Source organism: Desulfitobacterium chlororespirans DSM 11544, assembly GCF_900143285.1.
Classification (GTDB): domain Bacteria; phylum Bacillota; class Desulfitobacteriia; order Desulfitobacteriales; family Desulfitobacteriaceae; genus Desulfitobacterium; species Desulfitobacterium chlororespirans.
This window is the reverse complement of sequence record NZ_FRDN01000003.1, coordinates 526,193-547,286: the sequence shown is the minus strand read 5'-3', so window position 1 is coordinate 547,286 and position 21,094 is coordinate 526,193. Positions and strand designations below refer to the sequence as shown.

At 49.8% G+C, this 21,094-nt stretch carries 20 protein-coding genes; 13 read left to right on the top strand and 7 right to left on the bottom strand.

The window, feature by feature from the left end:
- The first annotated feature begins 122 nt into the window (after positions 1-122).
- The 6 genes from iorA to BUA14_RS02430 all read left to right on the top strand — a co-directional run bounded on the left by iorA (position 123) and on the right by BUA14_RS02430 (position 5,600).
- Complete coding sequence (iorA, locus tag BUA14_RS02455) at positions 123-1,910, top strand: indolepyruvate ferredoxin oxidoreductase subunit alpha (protein WP_072771106.1); 1,788 nt, start codon at positions 123-125, stop codon at positions 1,908-1,910.
- The gene (locus tag BUA14_RS02450; protein ID WP_072771105.1) at positions 1,907-2,476 is read left to right on the top strand and encodes an indolepyruvate oxidoreductase subunit beta; all 570 of its coding nucleotides are present in this window, start codon (positions 1,907-1,909) and stop codon (positions 2,474-2,476) included. Before iorA ends, BUA14_RS02450 begins: the two co-directional genes overlap by 4 nt.
- Before the next feature lie 12 nt (positions 2,477-2,488).
- A complete protein-coding gene (locus tag BUA14_RS02445; RefSeq protein WP_143153412.1) occupies positions 2,489-3,154 on the top strand; it encodes a hypothetical protein in 666 nt (221 codons plus the stop codon).
- A 31-nt stretch (positions 3,155-3,185) separates the two neighbouring features.
- Positions 3,186-4,253, top strand: a complete 1,068-nt coding sequence (buk, locus tag BUA14_RS02440) for a butyrate kinase (protein WP_072771103.1) — start codon at positions 3,186-3,188, stop codon at positions 4,251-4,253.
- An 87-nt stretch (positions 4,254-4,340) separates the two neighbouring features.
- Positions 4,341-4,673, top strand: coding sequence for a thioredoxin family protein (locus BUA14_RS02435; protein WP_072771102.1), 333 nt, complete (start codon positions 4,341-4,343; stop codon positions 4,671-4,673).
- A 24-nt stretch (positions 4,674-4,697) separates the two neighbouring features.
- Positions 4,698-5,600 (top strand): bifunctional enoyl-CoA hydratase/phosphate acetyltransferase, encoded by a 903-nt coding sequence (locus BUA14_RS02430; protein WP_072771101.1) that lies wholly within the window; start codon positions 4,698-4,700, stop codon positions 5,598-5,600.
- Between the two features lie 89 nt (positions 5,601-5,689).
- Here BUA14_RS02430 and BUA14_RS02425 read toward each other — a convergent pair whose 3' ends face one another.
- From BUA14_RS02425 to BUA14_RS02415, 3 genes are all read right to left on the bottom strand, one after another.
- Positions 5,690-6,712 carry a Bug family tripartite tricarboxylate transporter substrate binding protein gene (locus tag BUA14_RS02425; RefSeq protein WP_072771100.1) on the bottom strand — a complete coding sequence of 341 codons (1,023 nt, stop codon included), beginning with the start codon at positions 6,710-6,712 and terminating at the stop codon, positions 5,690-5,692.
- A gap of 85 nt (positions 6,713-6,797) precedes the next feature.
- Entirely contained in the window at positions 6,798-8,318 is a 1,521-nt protein-coding gene (locus tag BUA14_RS02420; protein ID WP_072771099.1) for a tripartite tricarboxylate transporter permease, read from the bottom strand.
- Positions 8,319-8,372: 54 nt separating this feature from the next.
- Positions 8,373-8,831 (bottom strand): tripartite tricarboxylate transporter TctB family protein, encoded by a 459-nt coding sequence (locus tag BUA14_RS02415; RefSeq protein WP_072771098.1) that lies wholly within the window; start codon positions 8,829-8,831, stop codon positions 8,373-8,375.
- A gap of 398 nt (positions 8,832-9,229) precedes the next feature.
- On the opposite strand from BUA14_RS02415, the gene BUA14_RS02410 reads away from it, so the two are divergent.
- Positions 9,230-10,486: a DNA polymerase Y family protein gene (locus tag BUA14_RS02410; protein WP_072771097.1), complete on the top strand. Its 1,257-nt coding sequence runs from the start codon at positions 9,230-9,232 to the stop codon at positions 10,484-10,486.
- A gap of 93 nt (positions 10,487-10,579) precedes the next feature.
- Here BUA14_RS02410 and BUA14_RS02405 read toward each other — a convergent pair whose 3' ends face one another.
- Positions 10,580-11,617: a hypothetical protein gene (locus BUA14_RS02405; RefSeq protein ID WP_072771096.1), complete on the bottom strand. Its 1,038-nt coding sequence runs from the start codon at positions 11,615-11,617 to the stop codon at positions 10,580-10,582.
- Between the two features lie 183 nt (positions 11,618-11,800).
- Between BUA14_RS02405 and BUA14_RS02400 the strand changes: the two genes are divergently transcribed.
- The 5 genes from BUA14_RS02400 to BUA14_RS02380 all read left to right on the top strand — a co-directional run bounded on the left by BUA14_RS02400 (position 11,801) and on the right by BUA14_RS02380 (position 15,765).
- Positions 11,801-12,337: a nitroreductase family protein gene (locus tag BUA14_RS02400; protein WP_072771095.1), complete on the top strand. Its 537-nt coding sequence runs from the start codon at positions 11,801-11,803 to the stop codon at positions 12,335-12,337.
- Between the two features lie 53 nt (positions 12,338-12,390).
- Positions 12,391-13,119, top strand: coding sequence for a M48 family metallopeptidase (locus BUA14_RS02395; RefSeq protein ID WP_072771094.1), 729 nt, complete (start codon positions 12,391-12,393; stop codon positions 13,117-13,119).
- 255 nt (positions 13,120-13,374) lie between these two features.
- Positions 13,375-14,214 (top strand): alpha/beta hydrolase, encoded by an 840-nt coding sequence (locus BUA14_RS02390; protein ID WP_072771093.1) that lies wholly within the window; start codon positions 13,375-13,377, stop codon positions 14,212-14,214.
- A 213-nt stretch (positions 14,215-14,427) separates the two neighbouring features.
- Entirely contained in the window at positions 14,428-15,204 is a 777-nt protein-coding gene (locus tag BUA14_RS02385; protein ID WP_072771092.1) for a YdcF family protein, read from the top strand.
- A 33-nt stretch (positions 15,205-15,237) separates the two neighbouring features.
- Positions 15,238-15,765: a WapI family immunity protein gene (locus BUA14_RS02380; RefSeq protein WP_072771091.1), complete on the top strand. Its 528-nt coding sequence runs from the start codon at positions 15,238-15,240 to the stop codon at positions 15,763-15,765.
- Between the two features lie 5 nt (positions 15,766-15,770).
- On the opposite strand, the gene BUA14_RS02375 is transcribed toward BUA14_RS02380, so the two are convergent.
- Positions 15,771-17,891, bottom strand: coding sequence for a transglycosylase domain-containing protein (locus tag BUA14_RS02375; protein ID WP_072771090.1), 2,121 nt, complete (start codon positions 17,889-17,891; stop codon positions 15,771-15,773).
- A 354-nt stretch (positions 17,892-18,245) separates the two neighbouring features.
- On the opposite strand from BUA14_RS02375, the gene panB reads away from it, so the two are divergent.
- Positions 18,246-19,082 carry a 3-methyl-2-oxobutanoate hydroxymethyltransferase gene (panB, locus tag BUA14_RS02370; protein WP_072771089.1) on the top strand — a complete coding sequence of 279 codons (837 nt, stop codon included), beginning with the start codon at positions 18,246-18,248 and terminating at the stop codon, positions 19,080-19,082.
- Positions 19,083-19,130: 48 nt separating this feature from the next.
- Here panB and BUA14_RS02365 read toward each other — a convergent pair whose 3' ends face one another.
- Positions 19,131-19,730 (bottom strand): NUDIX hydrolase, encoded by a 600-nt coding sequence (locus BUA14_RS02365; protein ID WP_072771088.1) that lies wholly within the window; start codon positions 19,728-19,730, stop codon positions 19,131-19,133.
- 41 nt (positions 19,731-19,771) lie between these two features.
- Positions 19,772-20,995 carry an MFS transporter gene (locus BUA14_RS02360; protein WP_072771087.1) on the bottom strand — a complete coding sequence of 408 codons (1,224 nt, stop codon included), beginning with the start codon at positions 20,993-20,995 and terminating at the stop codon, positions 19,772-19,774.
- Between the last annotated feature and the right edge of the window lie 99 nt (positions 20,996-21,094).

Below are 21,094 nucleotides of genomic sequence, written 5' to 3'. Positions count from 1 at the left end.
ATGATTTTTGCTTATTTAATGGATAAGGGGATAAATCCGGAGTGAAAGAAGGGAAGGACTTGGGGGGACGATGTATCGGCAGTACTGTTAAAAGGATTTAAAAAGCAAAAAGGAGTCTGTTCATGAAGAAATTACTTACGGGAAATGAAGCCATTGCCCGGGGGGCTTACGAAGCAGGAGTTAAATACGCTTCTGCTTATCCGGGGACACCCAGTACGGAAATTCTGGAGAACTTAGCGCTATATAAAGAAGAGGTTTTGGCCGAGTGGGGGACCAATGAGAAAGTCGCTTTAGAGGCAGTTTTCGGCGCTTCAATGGCCGGGGCGAGGGCCATGGCGTCCATGAAGCACGTGGGGGTGAATGTGGCGGCGGACCCCCTCTTTACCATTGCCTATACGGGTATTAACGGAGGGATGGTGCTGATATCCGCCGACGAACCGGGACAGCATTCTTCTCAAAATGAACAGGATAACCGCAACTATGCCAAAGCCGCTAAGATTCCCATGTTCGAACCGGCGGACAGCCAGGAAGCCAAGGATATGGCGAAAGCCGCCTTTGAACTGAGCGAAACCTATGATACTCCGGTCATGGTCAGGGTGACCACACGGGTATGTCATTCCAAAGGGATTGTGGAATGTCAGGAAAGGAAAGAGGTTGGGTTTAAGCCCTATACCAGGAATATTCCCAAATATGTCACCGTGCCTTTATATGCCCGGCAGCTAAGGGTCAAGGTGGAAGAACGAATGAAAAAGCTGCAGGATTTTTCCGACCGGACTTCCGTAAACCGGATCGAATGGCATGATACCAAAGTCGGGGTGATCGCCTCGGGAATTTGCTATTCCTATGCCAAAGAGGTGTTCGGCGATTCCGTCTCTTATTTGAAGCTGGGATTTACCAATCCGCTCCCCGCCGGGAAAATCCGCGAGTTTGCGGGTAAGGTTGAAACCATCTATGTGCTTGAAGAGAATGACCCTTATATTGAAGAACAGGTTAAAATCCTCGGGTTTAAGTGTTTGGGAAAAGAACTCTTCCCGGCCTATGGGGAAATGCTCCCGGATGTCATCCGCAAGGCTGTTTTTGGTCAAACCTATCCGGTGCCTGACTATGGTCAGGGCAAAGTGGTTCCCAGGCCCCCTGCACTTTGCGCCGGCTGTCCGCACCGAAGCTTTTTCTATGAGATCGGCAAACGCAGGAATGTGATGATCTCGGGGGATATCGGCTGTTATTCCTTAGGCTATGCCGAGCCTTACAATGCCATGGATCACAATATCTGTATGGGGGCAAGCATAAGTGTGGGTCATGGTGCCCAGCAGGCCTTTAATATGATGGAAAACAACCGGATGAGAGTGGTTTCGGTCATCGGAGATTCGACCTTCTTCCATACGGGAATCAATTCCCTGATCGATGTGACCTTCAATGGCAGCAAGACCATCAACGTTATTTTGGATAACCGCATAACCGGGATGACCGGACATCAGGAGAACCCCGGCTCAGGATATACCTTACAAGGGCAGGAAACCGTCGGCATTAACATTGAAGCTCTGGTCAAGGTATGCGGAATCAAAAATGTCCGGGTGATTAACCCCAACGATCTGAAAGCGGTGAACGAGACCTTCGATTGGGCGCTCAGCCTTGAGGAGGCTTCGGTGATTATTGCCAGATGGCCTTGCGTTTTGAAGAAGCTGTCCAAAGAGGATAAGCGGGAGTTCAGGGAAGTCTTTACCAGCAAATGTGTGGTGGACCATGACCAATGTGTGGGCTGCAAGTCTTGTATCAGGCCCGGCTGTCCGGCCATTTCCTTTGATAAAAGCCGCAAAAAAGCGGTTATCGATGCCAATTCATGCGTGGGCTGCGGGATCTGCCTTCAGGTATGTCCGGTTAAAGCGATTGGAAAGGTGGAAGGTAAATGACAAAGAGCATTCTTTTAGTCGGAGTAGGGGGGCAGGGAACCATCCTGGCCAGCAAGCTTCTGACCGCAGGTCTGCTGGAAGCCGGATATGATGTCAAAATGAGCGAGATCCACGGAATGTCCCAGCGGGGCGGCTCGGTTTCCTCCCAGGTAAGATATGGCGGGAAGGTGGAAGCGCCGGTGATCGAAGTCGGAGGAGCGGATATGCTGGTGGCTTTTGAGAAGATGGAAGCCTTAAGGTGGCTGAAGTATTTGAAACCGGAGGGCAAAGTCGTTGTCAATGATTTCGAAATTCCCTCCATGCCCATTATCACCGGCAAAGCGGATTATCCGGCCGGTATAATAGAAGAGCTTTCCGGCAGAGTTCGGACCACAGTCATTGATGCGGCCCGACAAGCTGAAGCCCTGGGTAATCCCAAGGTCATGAATGTTATTTTATTAGGCACGATCATCACAGCCATGAATCTCAAGGCCATCGACTGGGCCAAAATTATCCGGGATAATGTGAAGCCTCAATTGGCGGAGTTGAATATCCAAGCCCTTGAAGTGGGAATGAGCTTGGTTTAAGGGGTATTGAGAATGAAACGGGGCGATTATGTATGGGGCTTGGGGCTGCTGATTTGGATTCTTATTTTGGCGGTGCCTGATTCCAGAGCCGTATTTATGAGGGTGACAGGGGACCATCCTTATGCGGGCGGATTTGTTAAATTTGCCGTCCTGGCAACAATGGGCGACTTATTGGGAATAAGAATGCTCAGGGGGGAGTGGAGTATCCCCAAGGGCTTGTTCTACCGGGTTATGGTCTGGGGGATCATCGGTCTGATGATTACCCTGGTCTTTACGGTCTATATGGGCGGTACGGCAGCGGCTCAAAGTTTGGGGATGCTGCCCTTTCAGGACTCGCTGCCGGCGCAGGCGTTTTTGGGAAGCGTGCTGATGAATGTAACCTTTGGACCGATGATGATGGTGTTTCATCGATTTACGGATCTGTTCATTGATGCCAAGACAGAGCAGAAGGGCAAGGTGACCCTGAGCTCTTTGATCAGGAAAAATGACTGGAACTCTTTGGTGGAATTCAGCTGGCTGAAGACCTGCCCGTTTTTCTGGATACCCGCCCACACGGTGGTTTTCTTGCTGCCCGGTGAATATAGAGTCCTGGCTTCCGCGTTTTTATCGATTGCTTTGGGAGCTCTGCTAGCTTTAGCGAAGAAGCAAAAGCCGGCTGATCCGGAAACCGCGGCTTAAGGATAAACAAGATAAAGGATGGGAACAGCCTATGGAATTTAAGATTCTGGCCATTAACCCGGGTTCGACCTCAACGAAAGTAGCCCTCTATCAGGACGAGGCAGAATTGTTCTGTGAAACACTGGATCATCCCCGGGAGGAAATGGCCCCATATGGCAAGGTCCGGGAACAGTTTGCCATGAGAAAGGCGGTTGTTCTGGCTTGCCTGAGTAAGCACGGAGTTGAGGCCGGTCAATTGTCGGCCGTTGTGGGAAGAGGAGGGATGCTTCCGGCGGTAAAATCGGGTGCATATCAAGTGAATCAGGAAATGCTGGATGCCTTGACGAATCATCCCGTAATGGAGCATGCTTCCAATTTAGGAGCATTGCTTGCTTATGAAATAGCGGGCTTGGCAGGAATTCCGGCCTATATCTATGATTCGGTGCGGGTGGATGAGCTCAAACCCATTGCCCGTCTGTCGGGGATGCCGGAAATACCCAGGACAAGCACCAGTCATGCCTTAAATACAAGAGCTATGGCCATAAAATATGCCTATGAGCAGGGCCGGGAATACACGGATATGAATTTTATCGTAGCCCATTTGGGCGGAGGCATCTCCTTAAATGTTCACGAGAAGGGGCAATTGGTGGATGTCATCCCCGATGACGAAGGCCCATTCTCTCCTGAGGGGTCCGGGAGAGTTCACTGTAAGAGTCTGATCAAGCTTTGCTATGCCGACCGGTACGACGAACAAACCATGCAGAAAAAGCTGCGTGGAAACGGAGGACTGAAAGCCTATCTGCAGACTACGGATGCCCGGGAGGTCGAGGCCATGATCCTGGCCGGCAACGAAGAAGCAAGGCTGGTTTATGAAGCTATGGCCTATCAGGTAGCGAAAGGAATAGGAGAGCTGGCCACTGTGGTTTGTGGGAAGCTGGACGCCATTATTATTACAGGGGGCATCGCTTACTCGGAGCTGCTGACTTCGTGGATCAAGAAGCGGGTGGAATTCCTGGCGCCGGTGATCGTCATGTCGGGAGAGAATGAGATGGAAGCCTTAGCCTTAGGTACGCTAAGAGTGCTGAGAGGAGAGGAGCAGGCAAGGGTGTACAGTGAGTAATTGTGTTGATCAAGGCTGGGCCATTGAGAACAGGGATGCGGCTGTAAAAGGGCGGCATCAGGCAAATTGATTTTAGGAGTGATGAGGATGTCTTTATCGCCATTAGATGATACCGGTTTTGAAGAGGTGATTTACGACAAAGGCGAACCGTGTTTGGTGATCTTTTCGAGGAAAAGCTGCCATGTCTGCAAGGAAGTGGTCCCCCTTTTAGAAGAGCTGCAGCCGGAATACGCAGGCAGATTTGGTTTTTATTATGTTGATGTGGAAGAAGAAAAGGGGCTGTTTCAACGTTTCTCCCTAAAGGGAGTGCCGCAGATTCTTTTCTTCCATGAAGGTGAATTCAAGGGCAAAATGGCCGGACAGGTGGAAGCCGAACAAGTCGAGGAGAAAATAGAGGATGTTCTGGGCGCGATAGGTTGAAAGAGAAGGGAGGAGTGTTCTGTTATGGCCATCAAAAATTTTGCGGAGCTTATCGCCAAAGTGCAGACCACTCAGGACAGAAAACGCATGGCAGTGGTAGCCGCCGATGATGAACACACCCTGGAGGCGGTTATCCAGGCCCGCAGAAACGCTATAGCGGAACCGCTGCTGATCGGAAATCCGGATAGGATAAGGGAAGTGCTGAAAGGTCTGCAGGAAGATGCCGGTGCGTTTCAGGTTATTGAAGCCCTGGATAACGAAGGGGCCGCCTACAAGGGTGTGGAGTTAATTCATCAGGGGCAGGCGGATATTATCATGAAGGGCAAGCTGCAGACCGGTGAGTTGCTGAGAGCGGTTGTCGATAAAGAAAAAGGTTTGCGGGCAGGGAAGATCGTGTCGCATATAGCGTTCAAAGAAATTCCCAATTATCACAAGCTGGTCGTCATGACCGATGGCGGAATGGCCACCTACCCCGACCTGGAACAGAAAAGGCATATTTTAGAAAATGCGGTTCATATTCTGCATGTCCTGGGGTATGCAAAGCCCAAGGCAGCGGTACTGGCGGCAGTGGAGACCCTCAATCCCAAGATGCCGGAAACGGTGGATGCGGCAGAACTTAAGGCCTTGAATCTTTCAGGTGAACTAATGGACTGTATCGTCGAGGGACCGATCTCTTATGATTTAGCCATGAGTAAAGAAGCTGCCCGCTTAAAAGGCTATCAAAGCCCGGTAGCCGGTGATGCGGATATTTTGCTGATGCCCAACATTACGGCGGGGAATATCTTGGGAAAATGCCTGCTTTGTTCGGCTCAGGCGAAAATGGCCGGGTTCATTGTGGGAGCCAGGGTTCCTGTGGTGGTAACCTCCCGGGGATCTACGGCTGAAGAAAAGTATCTATCCATCGTTCTTGCGGCGGCAGTGGCTTAGCCGGCGAACACAAGCAGGGGCTTGCCATTTAGCTTATATTTATAGCAAAAGAGGGCTTCTGGCATTTGCCCGCCGCCCTCTTTCGTTATTTATTTTTTCATCATGGCTTTTACTTTCTCGCCGGCGGGAGTTTCCGCTACGATTTTACCCAGTCTTTCATAGTCTTTTTGCACTAACTCTTTAAATTCCTTTCTGGACATAGGTGATAATTCTTCACCTGTAGATTGGGCCTTTTCGGCGAAGGCGGGGTCTTTCAGTATGGTATTGATTCCTTCGTTAAGCTTGTCGGCTATGGGTTCGGGAATCCCTTTGGGGGCAAAAATCCCGCTCCAGACATTCAGTTCTATAGCATAGCCTTGTTCCTGGAAGGTAGGGGTCTCGGGCAGGCTGCTCAGCCTTTCTGGTGAGGCCATGGCCAATGTCAGGGTATCGCCGGACTCTTGATAAGTTAAAAGAGGAGCGCCTCCTACCAAGGCAAAATCAATATGTCCTCCCAAAATAGCGGCGATGGCTTCCGATGTTCCGCTAAATCCGATGCCGCTTGCTTCAATACCGGCTTGCATCAGGAATTCCTCTGTTTTCAAGTGGGGCAGCCCGCCTACGGCAATGGTCCCGTATTTGAGCTTGCCGGGATTTTCTTTGCCGTATTTGACCAGGTCTTCCAGGGTGTTGAATTTTCCATTCTTGACGATCAGCCCAAAGTATCGTTCGATCACATAGGCGATAGGCTCCAAGTCGGTGTAGGCATAGGGCAGATCCTGGTAGTATCCCTGCAGCACGATACTGCCCAGCGGACAGGAGAGAAGAGTGTATCCGTCCGGAGTGCTTTTGGCTACTTCGGCAGTACCTATCGTCTGAGCACCGCCCGGGCGGTTCACCACAAAGAAGGGCTGCCCAAACACTTTTTGCGTGTGCTGTGCCAGCAATCTCGCCACCGTATCGTCTCCGCCGCCAGCCGCTACAGGCACTGTAATCTGTACTTGCTTTTCGGGATAGTCAAGGCCCGGTTCTTGTCCCGCCTCCTTCGAAGCTCCTGATGAACACCCCAGGAACAGGGCCGACAGAGAAAGAATGGCTAAAACCAGGATACAGTTTGTTTTAAAACGCATCATCTTCATCCTCCTTAATTTTGGGTTACTGATGTTGGCCTAAGTGTCAGAAAATCTTGATTCCTCCCTTCATTGCGTACTCACAGCACTAATTAAACGACTGTTTGGCCTTACCGGTTACGATGAATCGGGTATAAAGAAACCTGGCTATCTGAAAAATCAGGGTAATCATAGCGATAGCTACGAATACTGCGGTAACCGGCCTTTGCAGCATGATTAAAAGGTTTCCGTCCGCCATCACCAGCCCCTGCCTGAGACTTTTTTCCAATATTCCGCCCAGAACGAATCCGATGATCAGCGGGGCCACTTTAAAATCAAGATGTTCTTTCATCATATAGCCCACTAAGCCGAAGATAAGGGCCAGCCAAAGGTCGAACACGCTGTTGTTAACTGTATACACGCCGATAAACACCACCCCGGTAATGAGGGGCATGATAATTTTGGGCGGTACCGTGGCGAGGGAAGCAAAGACTCCTACCAGTGGATAATTCAGTATTAACAGAAGAATGTTGCCAATATACAGGCTGGCGATAACCCCCCAAAAAAGGTCGGCATGCTGAGTCATGAAAAGCGGCCCGGGGTTGACTCCGTGAACCATGAAAGCGCCCAGAAGGACGGTCATCGACGCGGTGAAGGGAAGCCCCAGAGACAGTAAAGGGATCATTCCCGTTGTCGAAGCTGCGTTATTGGCAGATTCGGGTCCGGCAACGCCTTCGATGGCACCTTTCCCAAAATTTTCGGGGTTTTTGGAGGGGCTCTTTTCGACTTTGTAAGAGATGATTGTGGAGAGAAAGGCGGCCGGACAGGGAAGCAAGCCTATGGGCAAACCGACGAGGGTGCCTCGCATAACAGGCTTGACAGCGGACTTGAGTTCGTCCTTCCTGGGATAGAGATCCTTGAATTTTACTTTGACCATATCCTTAACGTTATAAGGGCTGAGGACGGTGGCAAATATCTCTGAGAGTCCGAAAAGGCCCATCATGATCGGCACGATATCGATGCCTTTGCTTAATTCCAGGGTCCCGAAAGTAAATCTGGACGTGCCGGTCAGGATATCCAGGCCAATCGTGCTTAGCATCATGCCCAGAATAACCCCCAAAAACGCCTTGAAAACAGAGCCGCCGGTAACGTTGCTCAGGACAACGAGACCACAAAAGGTTATGGCAAAGTATTCAGGCGGCCCCAGAGACAGAGCTGCCCGGCCTAACCAAGGGGCCATAAACATGACGACGGCTATTCCTACAGTACCGGCCACCCATGAGCCAATGGCTGAGACAGCCAAGGCAGCTCCCGCCCTGCCCTTCTTGGCCATCTGGTGCCCGTCGATGCAGGTCATCATGGAAGTGGCTTCACCGGGAACGTTAAGCAGTATCGAGGTAGTGGAGCCTCCGTACATTGACCCGTAATAGATGCCGGACAGCATGATAATGCCGGAAAGAGGGTCGAGCTGAAGAGACAGCGGAAACAGCAGTGCCATGGCTCCTACCGGACCCAGCCCAGGTAAGACACCCACCACAGTCCCTACCATGACGCCAATAAAACAGAAAAGCAGCTTTTCAGGTGTTCCTACTAAAATAAATCCATTCATAATATTGTCGATGTATTCCATTTTTTCACTTCCCAGCCGTTTGAATTTGCTTACCCATCGTGTGCGGATACTCTGTTAAAATTGGATATTGAACCACATAACGAACACCACATAGATAAAGGCAGAGAAGGAAACCCCCATGATCAGAGGCTTCTTCCAGCCTTCAAGTCCGAATATTTTAGCCAGTACGATCATAATCACCAGCGTGTTCACAAGCGGACTCACAAATTTAAAAGCCACTATGTAACAGACAATGGCCAGTACAAGCCAAAGCAGCTTTCTCATCGGGGGGGGGGCCTCTATTGCCGCTTTTTCTTCAGTACGGTCAACGGAAAGGCTCAGCTTTTTTTCCTTTTGGTAAGCTAGAATAAACCAGGCCAAGGACATAACCAGACCGATACAGCCAATGATTGTCGGCAATAATCCCGGCCCTGGAGACTTGAGAGAACCGAAAGGCAGGGAGAAGGAGGAATATAGGTACATAGAGCACACTATGATCAGTACCAGAACAAATAGGGACTCAATCCTTTTCATGACTCTTCTACCTCTTTCTGCGCTTAGTCGGAAAAACTCCTTATATGGACATTGATGCCGCGTGATTGTTCCTTATGTTTTGATGCATATTTTTTCACATGCTGTGTTACAATTTAAATATCACACTCCTTCAAAATGTATAATTCGTATTGTTGAGATAGAAAGTTCACCTCCAGTTTAAACGATAAATATTTCACTAGATCTGCCTGGAAGTATTCGGATTTTTGCGATTATTGCTATAACTCAAATTAAGTTTCTTTATACATTAATAGGGTAGCCACTACTACTTTTTTGAGATCTTTCTATAATTAAAGCAGCATGCTTTCACTTTTGTTTCCCTATGGTATAATCGACTATAAGATAGAGCGGATTATGCCTTGAGACGGGAAGGATCCATGATGCCGGAGCATAAACTCAAAGACTGTGATATTGTACTCTTCGATGCCAACAGCTATTATGCCAGCTGCCATCAGGCAGTAGATCCTGAACTCCAAGGCAAGCCTCTGTTGGTTGCCGGGGATCCCAAGAACCGAACGGGGATTATCCTCACAGCCAGCTATGAGGCGCGGCTTTATGGGGTTAAGACGGCTATGCCTTTGTTTCAGGCTTTAAAGCTGTGCCCGGAAGCGGTGGTGTTATCCCCGGACTTTCGGCTGTACTTTGAACTCAGCAGAAAAATGTGGAGGATCGTTGAGCGATATACGGATGAAGCTCATATTGAAGTGGTTTCCGTGGATGAGTGCTTTGCCGATTTTCGAGGCTCCCACCTTCTTTTTGGCAGTACGGAAGAGATAGCCCGCCGGATACAAAAGGAGATTCTGGAAGAGCTAGGCCTGGGGGTATCGGTGGGGATCAGTTATTGCAAGATTTTTGCGAAGCTAGCCAGTGATTATCAGCGGGACCCGAAAACCAGAATTAAGCTTCCCCGCAGCTTTACGGTGATCACTCCAGGAGAGCTGGAGAGCAAAGTATGGCCTTTAGGGGTAGGTGAGTTATCCGGCATTGGCAGGCAGACGGAAAAGCAGCTGGCAGGCATGGGAATTCGGACCATCGGCGATTTGGCTCAAGCTTCTCCTCAGGTTCTTCGCAAGTGTTTTGGGGTCTATGGGATCAGACTCTCTGAATGGGCCAATGGGCTTGATGAGCGGCCTGTGACCCCGGAAGATCAGGTCAAGGATCATTCGATTGGGCGGTCCATCACCTTGCCTCAGGACGTAATAGACCCGGAGCAGGAGGCGGAGGTCCTGCTTTTTCTGGCCGATGGTGTGGGAAGAAAGATTCGTCAGGAGGAGACCAAGGCTCAGACCCTTACGGTACAGGTCAAAGATGGGGAGTTTAAGACCCGGACCTATTCCACTACCCTTTTTGAGCCCACGGATATTACCGATGTGATCTATCAGGAGAGTCTTAAGCTCTTGGCCAAATGGCCTCAAGGAAAGCCCATCCGTTTGCTGGGCATAACCGCCAGCCGTCTGCAGAAGGGTATAGAACAGCTCAGTCTGTTCCAGGAAGAGATTCAGGAGCAAACTGAGCTGGAGCGAACGGTGGATGAGCTTCGCGATAAGTATGGATCAGGGATCCTGATGCGCGGAACTCAGTATCTTCCTTTAAGCCGCAAGTTGGCGGGAAGAGGCGCCAAAGATAAACGGGAATAAGGATAAAGATAGACATAGATATAAATATAAATATAAATATAAACTTAGATGCAAGTATTGGCTATGAGGATTAGACAAGTATCGGCAGGAAACTCAGATGGTCAAATCCACATGCTGGAGGGTTCCCACCGTACCATTTTCATTCACGTAGATGCCGGTCCTGCGGATCTCACCCAAGGATTGATTGCGGTCATCCTTCAGACTGAAGTCGGTGGCTGTGCTGCCTAAATAGAGAGCTCCGATTCCTTTTTCACCCAGGGCGAAGAGTATATCTTCGCCCTTTTCGTTTTTAGTCCAGATGCGGAGTTGATCGTAGATAGGGTCGCTTTCATCGATCCAACCATTGTTATCACTGTCGTAGAAGGCCAAATCGGCAAAGCCGTCCCCGTTTTTCGTGCCGAAGAGCTCGCTGCCGTCGTTGATGAGGCCGTCCCCATTTTTATCCAGAGCGATAAATCCGCTGCCGGGGGCCAGGAAGGAGATGAGTTCGTTGTTGCCGTCACTGTCCAGGTCAAAGACGTATTTTTGCTGAGTCAACTGGGCGGAGCTAACCCCCAGGTTAATCGCCAGAGGATCGATGGTAACAGCAGCTCCGGCCCGAAAGCTGATGTTGTTTTGATAGGCAAAGCTGCGGCTTATATTCAATTGAAGCTGCAGGTTAATGGTCTTGCCGTCGGCAGTGGTCACCTGGCCTTGAGCAGAAAAGGACATGGATTGCTGTTCAATATACTGTTCTCTGGATTCGAAAATGATGCCCCAGCCTTGATTGGGGACTTGAGTGGGGGAAAAGGGAAGCCTGCTGGGATCATTGAGAACGAGCTTTTGGGGCACAAAGAAGCGCAGCTTCTTGCCGGTGATGGCTTCCAGCATGAGTTGGAGCAGTTCCAGCTTGCGCTTATCCCCTTCGCTCATCTCCAAACTAATCTCTTGGGCTTGCTGGACATTGGCGGCAGGACTTTTCTGGTCTTTAATCGAATCAGATAGATCAAGAATGTCTGCATTCTCCAGGTTAAGGACCGGCTTTCCGGCGGCGTCTTTGTTCTGCCAGCTCTGCAGGGTGACTTCCTTATTGTAGCTCTCTGAATACTTGGATTCCCCTGCCATGACAATGGACGAGTTTTGAATTTTCATAGGGCGACCTCCTTGTCGTTGATTTCATCCTTAAAAGATCCCTTATCTATGTATCGGCACATCAACGGCAGTTCTTAACGAGATTAGGAAGGGTTTATAAAATTTAGAAGTATATGACAATGAAGAGGAATGAAGGACATAATAAAGAATAAAGTGGTAGAGAATGAAAGAGGAGGAATCGATATGAATTTTCTTGAACTGGCTCAAAAAAGAAGAAGTCTGCGGAGTTATCTGCCTGACCCTGTAGAACAGGAGAAACTGGATTATGTCCTGGAGTGCGCCCGTTTGGCTCCCTCCTGGAAAAACCTGCAGTGCTGGCGTTTTATCGTGGTAGAGGATGAGGCCTTGCGCCAAGAGCTGACCACGGCTTATGCAGAGACCAACCCCGGACGCAAAGCGCTGCTGCAGGCCCCTCTGATCGTGGTGCTCTGCGGAGTGCCGGCGGAGTCCGAAATCTGGGAAGGCAAGGACTATATGATGCTGGATGCGGGATTGGCCATGGAGCATTTGATCCTGGCAGCCGCCGAGCAGGGTCTGGGAACTTGTTGGCAGGGACTTTTCTCTGAAGCTAAGGTGCGGGAGATCCTAAAGGTTCCCGAGAATGTCCGCGTCCTGGCCATGACTCCTTTGGGCTACCCGGCGGAGGAAAGAAAACCAAGACCCCGCAAAGAGATGTCCCAGATCGTCTTTAAGGGGACTTGGGGCTCAGGTAATGTTTAACCCATAGACTGACAGTTACCGGTACCGAATAAAGGAATTAGGAGCAGGATAATATGCCCTCATCTTTGAAGCTGAGAAAAACGATTATTCCTTATGAAGAAAGAAAGAGCTCTCGGATCAAGCGGATTTCCATCCGCATTACGCCGGAAAAGGTCAGAGTATCTGCTCCCGCGCGTACTGCCAAGGGTGAGATTCAAGCCTTCATTGAGAAGAATCAGGAGTGGATCTTAGAGAATTGGACCAAGCTTCAAGAAACGATGGTCAAGCCCCCAAGGGTGTATGAAACGGGTGAAAAGGTTTCTTATCTGGGAAAAGAGCTGAACCTGGAGATCATCGATACCCCTCATAAAATGATCAGTGCCTTTTACAGAAAGGACCAGGAAACCTTAGAGATCAAGATGCCCCAGGAGCTTCAGGGAGAGCAGCGGCAAGAAGCGGTTCGGGAGATTCTTGAGAAGTGGTATAAGCAAAAAGCCCGGGCGGTGTTTCTCCAGAAGCTTAATTTTTGGAGCCGCCAAATGGGAGTAACCTATAACCAGTTCCGCTTAAAAGAGCAGAAAACCCGCTGGGGAAGCTGCTCCAGCCTGGGCAATATCAATCTGAACTGGCGGGCCGTTATGGCCCCGGAGCCGGTGCTGGATTATCTGGTGATTCATGAGCTTTCCCATCTTGTCTATCTGAATCATTCACCGCAGTTTTGGGGGAATGTGGCCCGTTACTGTCCGGAGCATGCCACTCATCGCCGCTGGCTGCGGGAAAAGGGTCATAGTCTGGTTATTTAGCCGAGTACTCTGCAACGCTTAATTCCTCACCTTTCCGGCGGTTAAATTTCCGTATGACTGCGTTGTCGTCAATCGCCATACGGCCGGTATTCCTCATTCCTTCGCCTTGTCCTACGAAAATTTTCCTCGCCGGGAATGCGAGTTTTAAGTGTTACAGAGTACTAGTGCAAAAAATCAGCAGGTTGAGGACCTGCTGATTTTTCCATAGACACCGGGACTGCAAGGGAGCTGCATACAATAAAGGAGTGACACAACTTGGACCAAGGCTGTCAGCTTATTCAAACCAGAGTAGGAACCAGGATTTACTATCGGCAAAACCTCCCCGCCCATCCTAAGGCTGTGGTGGTGATCTGCCATGGCTATGCGGAGCATTCGAGCTTTTATGTTCCGTTTATGGAGTTTTTGGCTGAGCATGGCTATGGGGCTTATGCTTTGGATCATCGGGGCCATGGGCATTCCGAGGCTGAACGGGGTCATCTGGACCGCTTTGAGGTGTTCCTGGAGGATCTGGATGTTTTCGTGGATCATGTTCGGGAGCTTCACCCAACACAGCCTCTCTTCATGTTTGGCCACAGTATGGGAGGATTAATCAGCTTTAATTATGGGGTTCTCCACCCGGGAAAATTGCAGGGGCAAATTTTCAGCGGAGCTGCCTTGGCCAGGCCTGTGGGAACGGAATATATTCCGACTGTTCTCTTTAAACTCTTGAACGTAGTATTGAAGCGGCACAGGATTCGTCCTAAGTTGAGCGGCAAGACAACCCGGAATATGGCTGTGCGCAAAATCTCCGCTGGGGATTCTTTGGTTCTAAGGTATGCTACCCTGGGCTTTTTCTATCAGTTTGCCTGTCGGGGAGTGGCCTTCGCTCAGGAAAAAGCCGGCCGTTATCAATTGCCCTGCCTCATACTCCACGGAACCGGTGATCGACTGGTTCCTTATCAGGCCTCCCAAAAGATATTCGCTGAGATTTCCTCTCAGGATAAGACCCTCAAGCTTTACGAAGGGCTTTATCATGAGTTGATTCATGAGCCGGAGCGGGAAGAGGTTTTGGCGGATATTGTAGACTGGTTGGAGCGACGGGTAAAATTTTGCTAAAATCCCTTTAATTCTTAAAATAAATACTGGAATATCCCAAATTTAGAGTAAAACAGCAGATTCTTACAATTTGCTGTTTTTATATTTGATAATTTGTTTAAAAATAGAAAAAATAGCAGGAATATGCCTAGAAATGTCATAATAGATAATGTTGCTATTTAACAATTAATTCACAAATTTGTGTTTAATATGGCGATGGTTAGGGGTGTAGCTATGGTGAAGAGAAGCTGGGGTTCCTGGCTTAGCATTTTGGCAGGGATCATCGGGATCCTCGATACAATCCTAGTAACCGGTCTTAAGGGAGGAGTCAATCTGGGGACTATCCTCCCCGCGGGAGTAGGAAGCTTATTCTTGTTATGGGGATTATGGGGGGATAAGTTCAAAAATGCGCCTTTTATCGAGGAACTTCCAGGGTTGCGCAAATTAATTCGCTGGGGAATCGTCCTGTTGCTGGGCTCCTTTTTCATTATTGAAGGGTTACTATTATGGAACACAGAGGATAGAATACCTGAGCATGGGAAGGTTTTGATCATCCTGGGCGCAGGTCTGAATGGGGATCAGCTCTCCTGGACTCTGCGGGAGCGGGTGGATAAGGGGATAGGAATCTTAGCAGAAAACCCACAGATGAAGGTGGTGGTTTCCGGCGGACAAGGACCAGGGGAATGGATTCCCGAGGCGGAAGCCATGGCTCAGTATTTGATCGGGCAGGGGATTGCCCCGGAGCGAATCCTCAAAGAAGATCGCTCTACCAGTACTATGGAAAACTTCCGGTTTTCCCGTGTTGTGCTTGATCAACTGGAGGGCTTTGATCCGGCTGAACCAGTGCTGGTGATCACCAGCGATTTTCATATGTTTCGTTCCAAGATTTTAGCCGAACGCAATGGGCTGAATCCTGTGGGAGTGCCTTGTTCCACCCCTTGGTACATCAGCCCCAATGCTTATCTTCGCGAGTATTTTGCTGTGGTAAAGTCCATTCTTATTGACAGGTAAAGAAAGACGCTTTGAAGAAGGAGGATTAGCACTATGCTCAGAGGGAGTCATGGAGACGAATTCTCATTGAGGATTGTGGGATATGAGTTTCCTGATAAGGACAATGATCTGGGGTTTGACTCCAATTGGCTGATTGTGGAGGTCTATTGTAAACATGGGGAAAAGACCTGGGTCAAAAGAGACCCTAGTCTATTAACCTGGGAAGTGGGAATTTTGATTAAATGGGCACGGGATATACTTTATAGACAGCCGGAGTCTGAGGTGCTGGAGTTTATTGAGCCTAACCTCCTGTTTCAAGCTCTTCGGGGAGAGAATGGAAAAATCGAGACGTTGAGGGTTACCTTAGGTCATGAAACCTGTCCCGATTGGGTTCATACCCTGCGTAAACCTGCCTACTTTTCCATGGATTTCACCATTAATCCTGAGGATATCGAGACTTTTTGCCAATCCCTCGAAGCCGATTTGCTGATCTATCCGCGGCGGCTCCAGGGCATCAAGGAGCTGGCCTCTTCGCCGCGGGATAGGTTAAGAATTGTTAAGAAAGATAACGACAGGACATAAGGTTACTAGTTCCATAGATCCTGAAAAATGTCCCAGAACTCGTTTTTATCTTTGGTGTCCTTCTTGTTCTTCTTCCCCTTTTTGTCCTTTTTATCTTTGTCGTCATCCTTGTTTTGGTCGTATTCATCCTGATCGTCCCAGCCTTCGGGCCAGATATTCCAATCCTTCACATACCCGGCGGGAACCTCAAAAGGTTTGATAGGGGTGTCCTTGAGGGCTGAAGAGAGGACTTCATGGAAGACGACGGCAGGTCCGGAGCCGCCGGAGGTGGTGAGGTAATGATCCCGATCCGTTTGATCATAGCCCATCCAGATGGCAGCGGTCAGCTCAGGAGTGTAGCCGACAAACCAGACATCTTTTTGCCCCTTGCTGATACCTGCAAACTCTTGGGTAGGCGGCAACTCCACAGAACCGGTTTTTCCGGCTACGGGGCGACTGCCCAGAGCGGCTTTAGGGGCGGTTCCCTGCTGGATGACATTTTGGAGAAGAAGGGTCATGGTATAGGCGTGATCAGGCTCTGTGACCTGGACACTTTCCGGCTGCATTTGGGCTAAAACATGTCCGTCGGCGGTGGTAATTTTGGTGATGGCGTGGGCTGTGTGCATGAGTCCTTGATTGGCAAAGGCGGTATAGGCCTGGGCTATCTCCAGGGGAGAGACACCTTCGGCAAATCCGCCCAGAGCCAGGCTTAAATGGGCATCCTTTTCAGTTAAAGGGATGCCGGCTTTTTGCACAAAGGCTTTTCCAGTGTCGATGCCGATTTGCTCAAATAACCAGACAGCGGGGATGTTCCAGGATTGCTGAATGGCCTCTTCCATGGTCACCCAGCCCCGGGTTTGGCCGTCCCAATCCTTTGGCGCATAACCGTCCAGATCCAGAGGACCGTCATAGAGGAGGGCGTCGGGGCGATAGCCTTTTTCCAAAGCGGGACCATAGACCATCAGGGGTTTGATGATGGAACCGGGTTGGCGCTTGAGCTGGGAGGCATGGTTAAACTGGCGGAAAGCGCTTTCTCCCCGATACCCCACCAGACCTCGGATAGCCCCTGTATGCTGGTCAAGAATGGCGATGCCGCTTTGGACCTTTTGATCGCTCTGGCCTTGGGGGAAGAATTGGTCATCTTTATAGACGGTTTCGGCGGCTTGTTGAACCTTGGTATCCATTTGGGTATGGATTTGCAGACCAAGGGTGAGAATCTGATCTTCTGTAAAGCCATAGCGGTTGATAGCTTCTTCGATGACATAATCCACGTAGGGGGCGTATTTGCCGGATAAATTATCTAAAGGCTTGGTGCGCAGGGCGATGGGAGCTGCAGTAGCCTGAGCGGCTTCCTTGGCGGTAATATAGCCCTGGTCGGCCATCATGGCAAGGACGATGTTCCGGCGCTGGAGAGCCAGTTCCTTATCTTTGAGAGGGGAGTAGATGGTGGGGCCTTTGAGGATGCCGGCAAGAAGGGCGGATTCCTCCAGGTTCAGCTCTTCAGCGTTTTTGCCAAAATAATAACGGGCGGCTTCCTGAAGTCCCCAGCGGCCTTCCCCAAAATAGATATGGTTGAGGTAGGCTTCCAGAATCTCTTCTTTGGAGAGGGTGGCTTCAATTTTAATGGCATAGCCGGCTTCCTTCAACTTGCGGCTGAGGGTCTTGTCTGAGGTGAGAAAAAGGTTTTTCGCCAGCTGTTGGCTGATGGTGCTGCCCCCCTCGGAGAAATTCCGGGTCTTCAGGTCCTGGCTGAGGGCGCGCAGGATGGAGCGGAAATCCACACCTTGATGTTCATAGAAGCGTTTATCTTCGGTAGCGATAATGGCCTTTTGTGTAAGCTGAGGGACTTGTTCCAGGGCTACGGGCTCAATGCGGGAGGAGGAGAGCTGTGAGATCTTGTTGCCGGCCTGGTCGTAGATATAGGTAGGCTTAGCCAGAGGGCTTTCCAGCTTGCTTACATCCAGGGTGGAGATCCAATAGTAACCGGCGCCCAGGCCGGCCAGCAGTACGAACAAAAGCAGGATGGCCAGGTTGCGCCAGAATTTGGGTTTTTTATAGAAAGCAGGGAACTTAAAGGTGCGGCATTTTGCTAAGGCCTTGCTAAAATAAGATTGCCATTTCCCTTGAGAGTCCGGGGAATTATTCATGATGGGCCTCCTTTTGGATTAATAGAAAGAATCATAAACAAAGAATAAAACCATCGGTCATCATGACGGATGGTTTTATTCAGATATACGAAGAGTTTGCAAGGTTTTAGGGGGTGCCAGGAACCGTTGTTTTTCTTCTGTAGCCGATCCGGATAATATCTGCTATACTTGATTTGGGCGGTATCATTCGAACTGCACCTTTTCATGAGAACCATTCAATTTATACTGCCTGTAGCCAATACGGACCGGGACAGAGGGATAAAACAGTGCTGTGTTTTGTGAGTTCCTTCTGACAAGGGGGAATTTTTTTGTTGCTCAGTTTTATCTTCTCTCCTGAAAAAAGGAGGAAAAGCGTTGAAAACAACAAAAGACTTCTGGGTAATGAAAAATGAGGGGAAAAAGATTGTCATGATTACCGCCTACGATTACCCCTCAGCCAAGCAGGCCGAACAAGCCGGTGCGGACATAATTCTTGTGGGGGATTCTCTGGGCAATGTGGTGCTGGGCTATGACTCTACGGTTTATGTCACCATGGAAGACATGGTCCATCATGGGAAAGCAGCTAAGCGCGGGGCTCCTAATACGTTTATCGTGGCGGACATGCCTTTTATGAGCTGCCATCTGTCCATCAGGGATACTTTGCTCAATGGAGCAAGGCTTATTCAGGAGACAGGGGCCCAGGCTGTGAAGGTGGAAGGTGCGGATGAAATGATCCCTCATATCAAAGCTCTTGTCCGCGCGGGGATACCTGTAGTGTCCCATCTTGGTTTGACACCTCAGACTGCTGCAGTTCTCGGTGGCTTTAAAGTTCAGGGTAAAGATGGGGAAGCCGCCCGCAAAATGCTGGAGGATGTGAAGGAATGCCAGGAGGCAGGCGCCTTTGCCCTGGTTCTGGAATGTATCCCCAAGCAGCTGGCCCAGGAAATTTCTACGACCTTGACAATTCCCACCATTGGCATCGGCGCAGGTGTTCATACCGATGGACAAGTGCTCGTCTACCATGACATACTCACCTATGGGGTGAACCGGGCTCCCAAGTTTGTCAAAGCTTATGCCAATGCTGATCAACTCATGCTCAAGGGATTGCAGGACTATGCGGATGAGGTAAGAAGTATGAATTTCCCGGATGATGAGCACAGCTTTACCATGAAGGAAGAGGAACTAAAAACCTTGTATGGAGGCAGGGGCTAAGGTTAAGAAAGCAGCATGGCCATTTTTTATGATGGCATGCTGCTTTTGTTATTCCTGCTCTTTGGATATCTGATACAAAATAGCCTGATCGCCACCGATCATCTTTACCCCTGTCTGAGGCAGGAAGCCTGGAGATGTGGGGATAAGCAGGGTGCGGGAAGCTTTGATCACACTGAGACTGAGCTGGGCGATGGGGAGATTTTCGCATTCCTCAAGGGTGAAGAAGCCCAAATCGCTTATTTCTTCAGGCTCACCCTGCAAAGTGCCCCCTAAATATTCCAGGAGAAAGACGATATAAGAATCATGCTTTTCCCCGGGGCGATCCCGCAAGGCAATGACGGAAAGGGGCTTGGCGTGGATGCCGGTTTCTTCCCGGATTTCCCGGGTGATGGCAACGGCGATTTGTTCATCTTGTTCCACATAGCCTCCGGGGATGGTCCAGTTCCCCTTGCCGGGATTATGGGCCCGTTGAACCAGGAGGACTTTCCCCTCATGCCAGACTACTCCCCCTACCCCTAAGGAGAAATTCCCCCAGAAGACAAAGGAACAATCCGGGCAGTGAGGACGGTGTTGGCCGGAGAAATCGACGCTGAGGAGAGGTTTCCCGCATTGGGGGCAGAATTTATAGTCAACAATCGGTAGTGGCATAGCATTTCATCCTTTTAGTGTTTTTTCTTTAGCTTATTAGTTTAAATTGCTTGCTCCTTGGCGCCGGTTCCCTGCGTGAAGGTTCTTTCCCGACGCTGATAGAGATAGAAGGGCAACAGGGCGACGCTGACAAAGACCAGGGCCAAAGCCCAAGCCATGTTGCCGCCGTAATGGTCAAAGGCCAATCCTCCCAGAATAGGGCCAAGGGCACGGCCGCCGGAGGCAGCTCCCCCTACTACCCCCTGATAGGTGGCTGTTTTTCCTTCCGGGGCGATGAGAGCGGCCGCAGCCGGAACACCGGGCAGCACCAGCATTTCTCCTAAGGTGATGATGATCATCATCATAAAGTAAGAGGGGTAAGGGAAATTGCCCAGCAGGATCAGAAAGCCTATGGCGTAAAATAGACAGGATACATAGAATTGACGGGAGAGGGTAGACGCCCAATGGCGGATAATCCAATGGATGACCGGTTGGAAGGCGACGATGATCACGCCGTTTAAGGTCCAGAGAATACTGTATTGGGGCAAGGAATACCCCAGATTCGTCATGGTCACCGGCAGAACGGTGGTGATCTGGATATAGGCACCCCACATAAGGAAGATAGCGGCGCAAAGAGCGATCAGAACAGGGAAGCCGCGATCCTTAAATATAGGCACTTTAACCCGGGATTTGCTCAAGGGCTTGCTCTGAATATCTTTGGCAGGCAAGAAGAAAAGAACCATTAAGAGATAAATAAAAAAGAAAAGACCGTTGAGCAAAAAGACCAATTTAAAAGACAGGGCGGCAATAAATCCGCCTAAAGCTGTTCCCACAGCTACTCCGGCATTGTTGAACACGTAGAGCAGGTTAAATCCCCGCCGCCCGCCTTCAGGCCAGAGGGTAAATACTAAGGCATTGATGGGGACGAAAATGAAAGCGATTGCAAAACCATAGAAAAGGAGGCCGGGGGCATACACTTCCCAAATAGGGAAGCAGCTGATTAAAATGAGGGGAAGAATCGCGCCGATCAACCCATAGATCATAACCCTGCGGGAACCAAAGCGATCCGCCAGGACACCGCTGATAAACTGTCCCACCAAGGTGGCCAGAGCCTGCAGAGAGATAAGGGCTCCTGCCTCGGTGAGGGAACGCCCCAGGATATTATGCATAAAGATACTGTTCAGGGGCCACATAAAGGAGCTGCCCACTGAGTGCATAAATCCCCCGATGATCAGAACCAGGATGGGCCGTGGCATATTGAGTTTATTCAGGTACTGCGTATTCATAGTATAACCTCTTATGTAGTTAAAGATAGTAGCCGCCATAATAACGTATCACTGGAAAGAAAAAATAACAATCCATTTTCAGGAAGATAATGTCTCCCA

Excerpts from the sequence above, each read along its gene's own strand:
- iorA (WP_072771106.1), top strand. The coding sequence starts at position 123 with ATGAAGAAATTACTTACGGGAAATGAAGCCATTGCCCGGGGGGCTTAC.
- BUA14_RS02450 (WP_072771105.1), top strand. The coding sequence starts at position 1,907 with ATGACAAAGAGCATTCTTTTAGTCGGAGTAGGGGGGCAGGGAACCATC.
- BUA14_RS02445 (WP_143153412.1), top strand. The coding sequence starts at position 2,489 with ATGAAACGGGGCGATTATGTATGGGGCTTGGGGCTGCTGATTTGGATT.
- buk (WP_072771103.1), top strand. The coding sequence starts at position 3,186 with ATGGAATTTAAGATTCTGGCCATTAACCCGGGTTCGACCTCAACGAAA.
- BUA14_RS02435 (WP_072771102.1), top strand. The coding sequence starts at position 4,341 with ATGTCTTTATCGCCATTAGATGATACCGGTTTTGAAGAGGTGATTTAC.
- BUA14_RS02430 (WP_072771101.1), top strand. The coding sequence starts at position 4,698 with ATGGCCATCAAAAATTTTGCGGAGCTTATCGCCAAAGTGCAGACCACT.
- BUA14_RS02425 (WP_072771100.1), bottom strand. The coding sequence starts at position 6,712 with ATGATGCGTTTTAAAACAAACTGTATCCTGGTTTTAGCCATTCTTTCT.
- BUA14_RS02420 (WP_072771099.1), bottom strand. The coding sequence starts at position 8,318 with ATGGAATACATCGACAATATTATGAATGGATTTATTTTAGTAGGAACA.
- BUA14_RS02415 (WP_072771098.1), bottom strand. The coding sequence starts at position 8,831 with ATGAAAAGGATTGAGTCCCTATTTGTTCTGGTACTGATCATAGTGTGC.
- BUA14_RS02410 (WP_072771097.1), top strand. The coding sequence starts at position 9,230 with ATGCCGGAGCATAAACTCAAAGACTGTGATATTGTACTCTTCGATGCC.
- BUA14_RS02405 (WP_072771096.1), bottom strand. The coding sequence starts at position 11,617 with ATGAAAATTCAAAACTCGTCCATTGTCATGGCAGGGGAATCCAAGTAT.
- BUA14_RS02400 (WP_072771095.1), top strand. The coding sequence starts at position 11,801 with ATGAATTTTCTTGAACTGGCTCAAAAAAGAAGAAGTCTGCGGAGTTAT.
- BUA14_RS02395 (WP_072771094.1), top strand. The coding sequence starts at position 12,391 with ATGCCCTCATCTTTGAAGCTGAGAAAAACGATTATTCCTTATGAAGAA.
- BUA14_RS02385 (WP_072771092.1), top strand. The coding sequence starts at position 14,428 with ATGGTGAAGAGAAGCTGGGGTTCCTGGCTTAGCATTTTGGCAGGGATC.
- BUA14_RS02380 (WP_072771091.1), top strand. The coding sequence starts at position 15,238 with ATGCTCAGAGGGAGTCATGGAGACGAATTCTCATTGAGGATTGTGGGA.
- BUA14_RS02375 (WP_072771090.1), bottom strand. The coding sequence starts at position 17,891 with ATGAATAATTCCCCGGACTCTCAAGGGAAATGGCAATCTTATTTTAGC.
- BUA14_RS02365 (WP_072771088.1), bottom strand. The coding sequence starts at position 19,730 with ATGCCACTACCGATTGTTGACTATAAATTCTGCCCCCAATGCGGGAAA.
- BUA14_RS02360 (WP_072771087.1), bottom strand. The coding sequence starts at position 20,995 with ATGAATACGCAGTACCTGAATAAACTCAATATGCCACGGCCCATCCTG.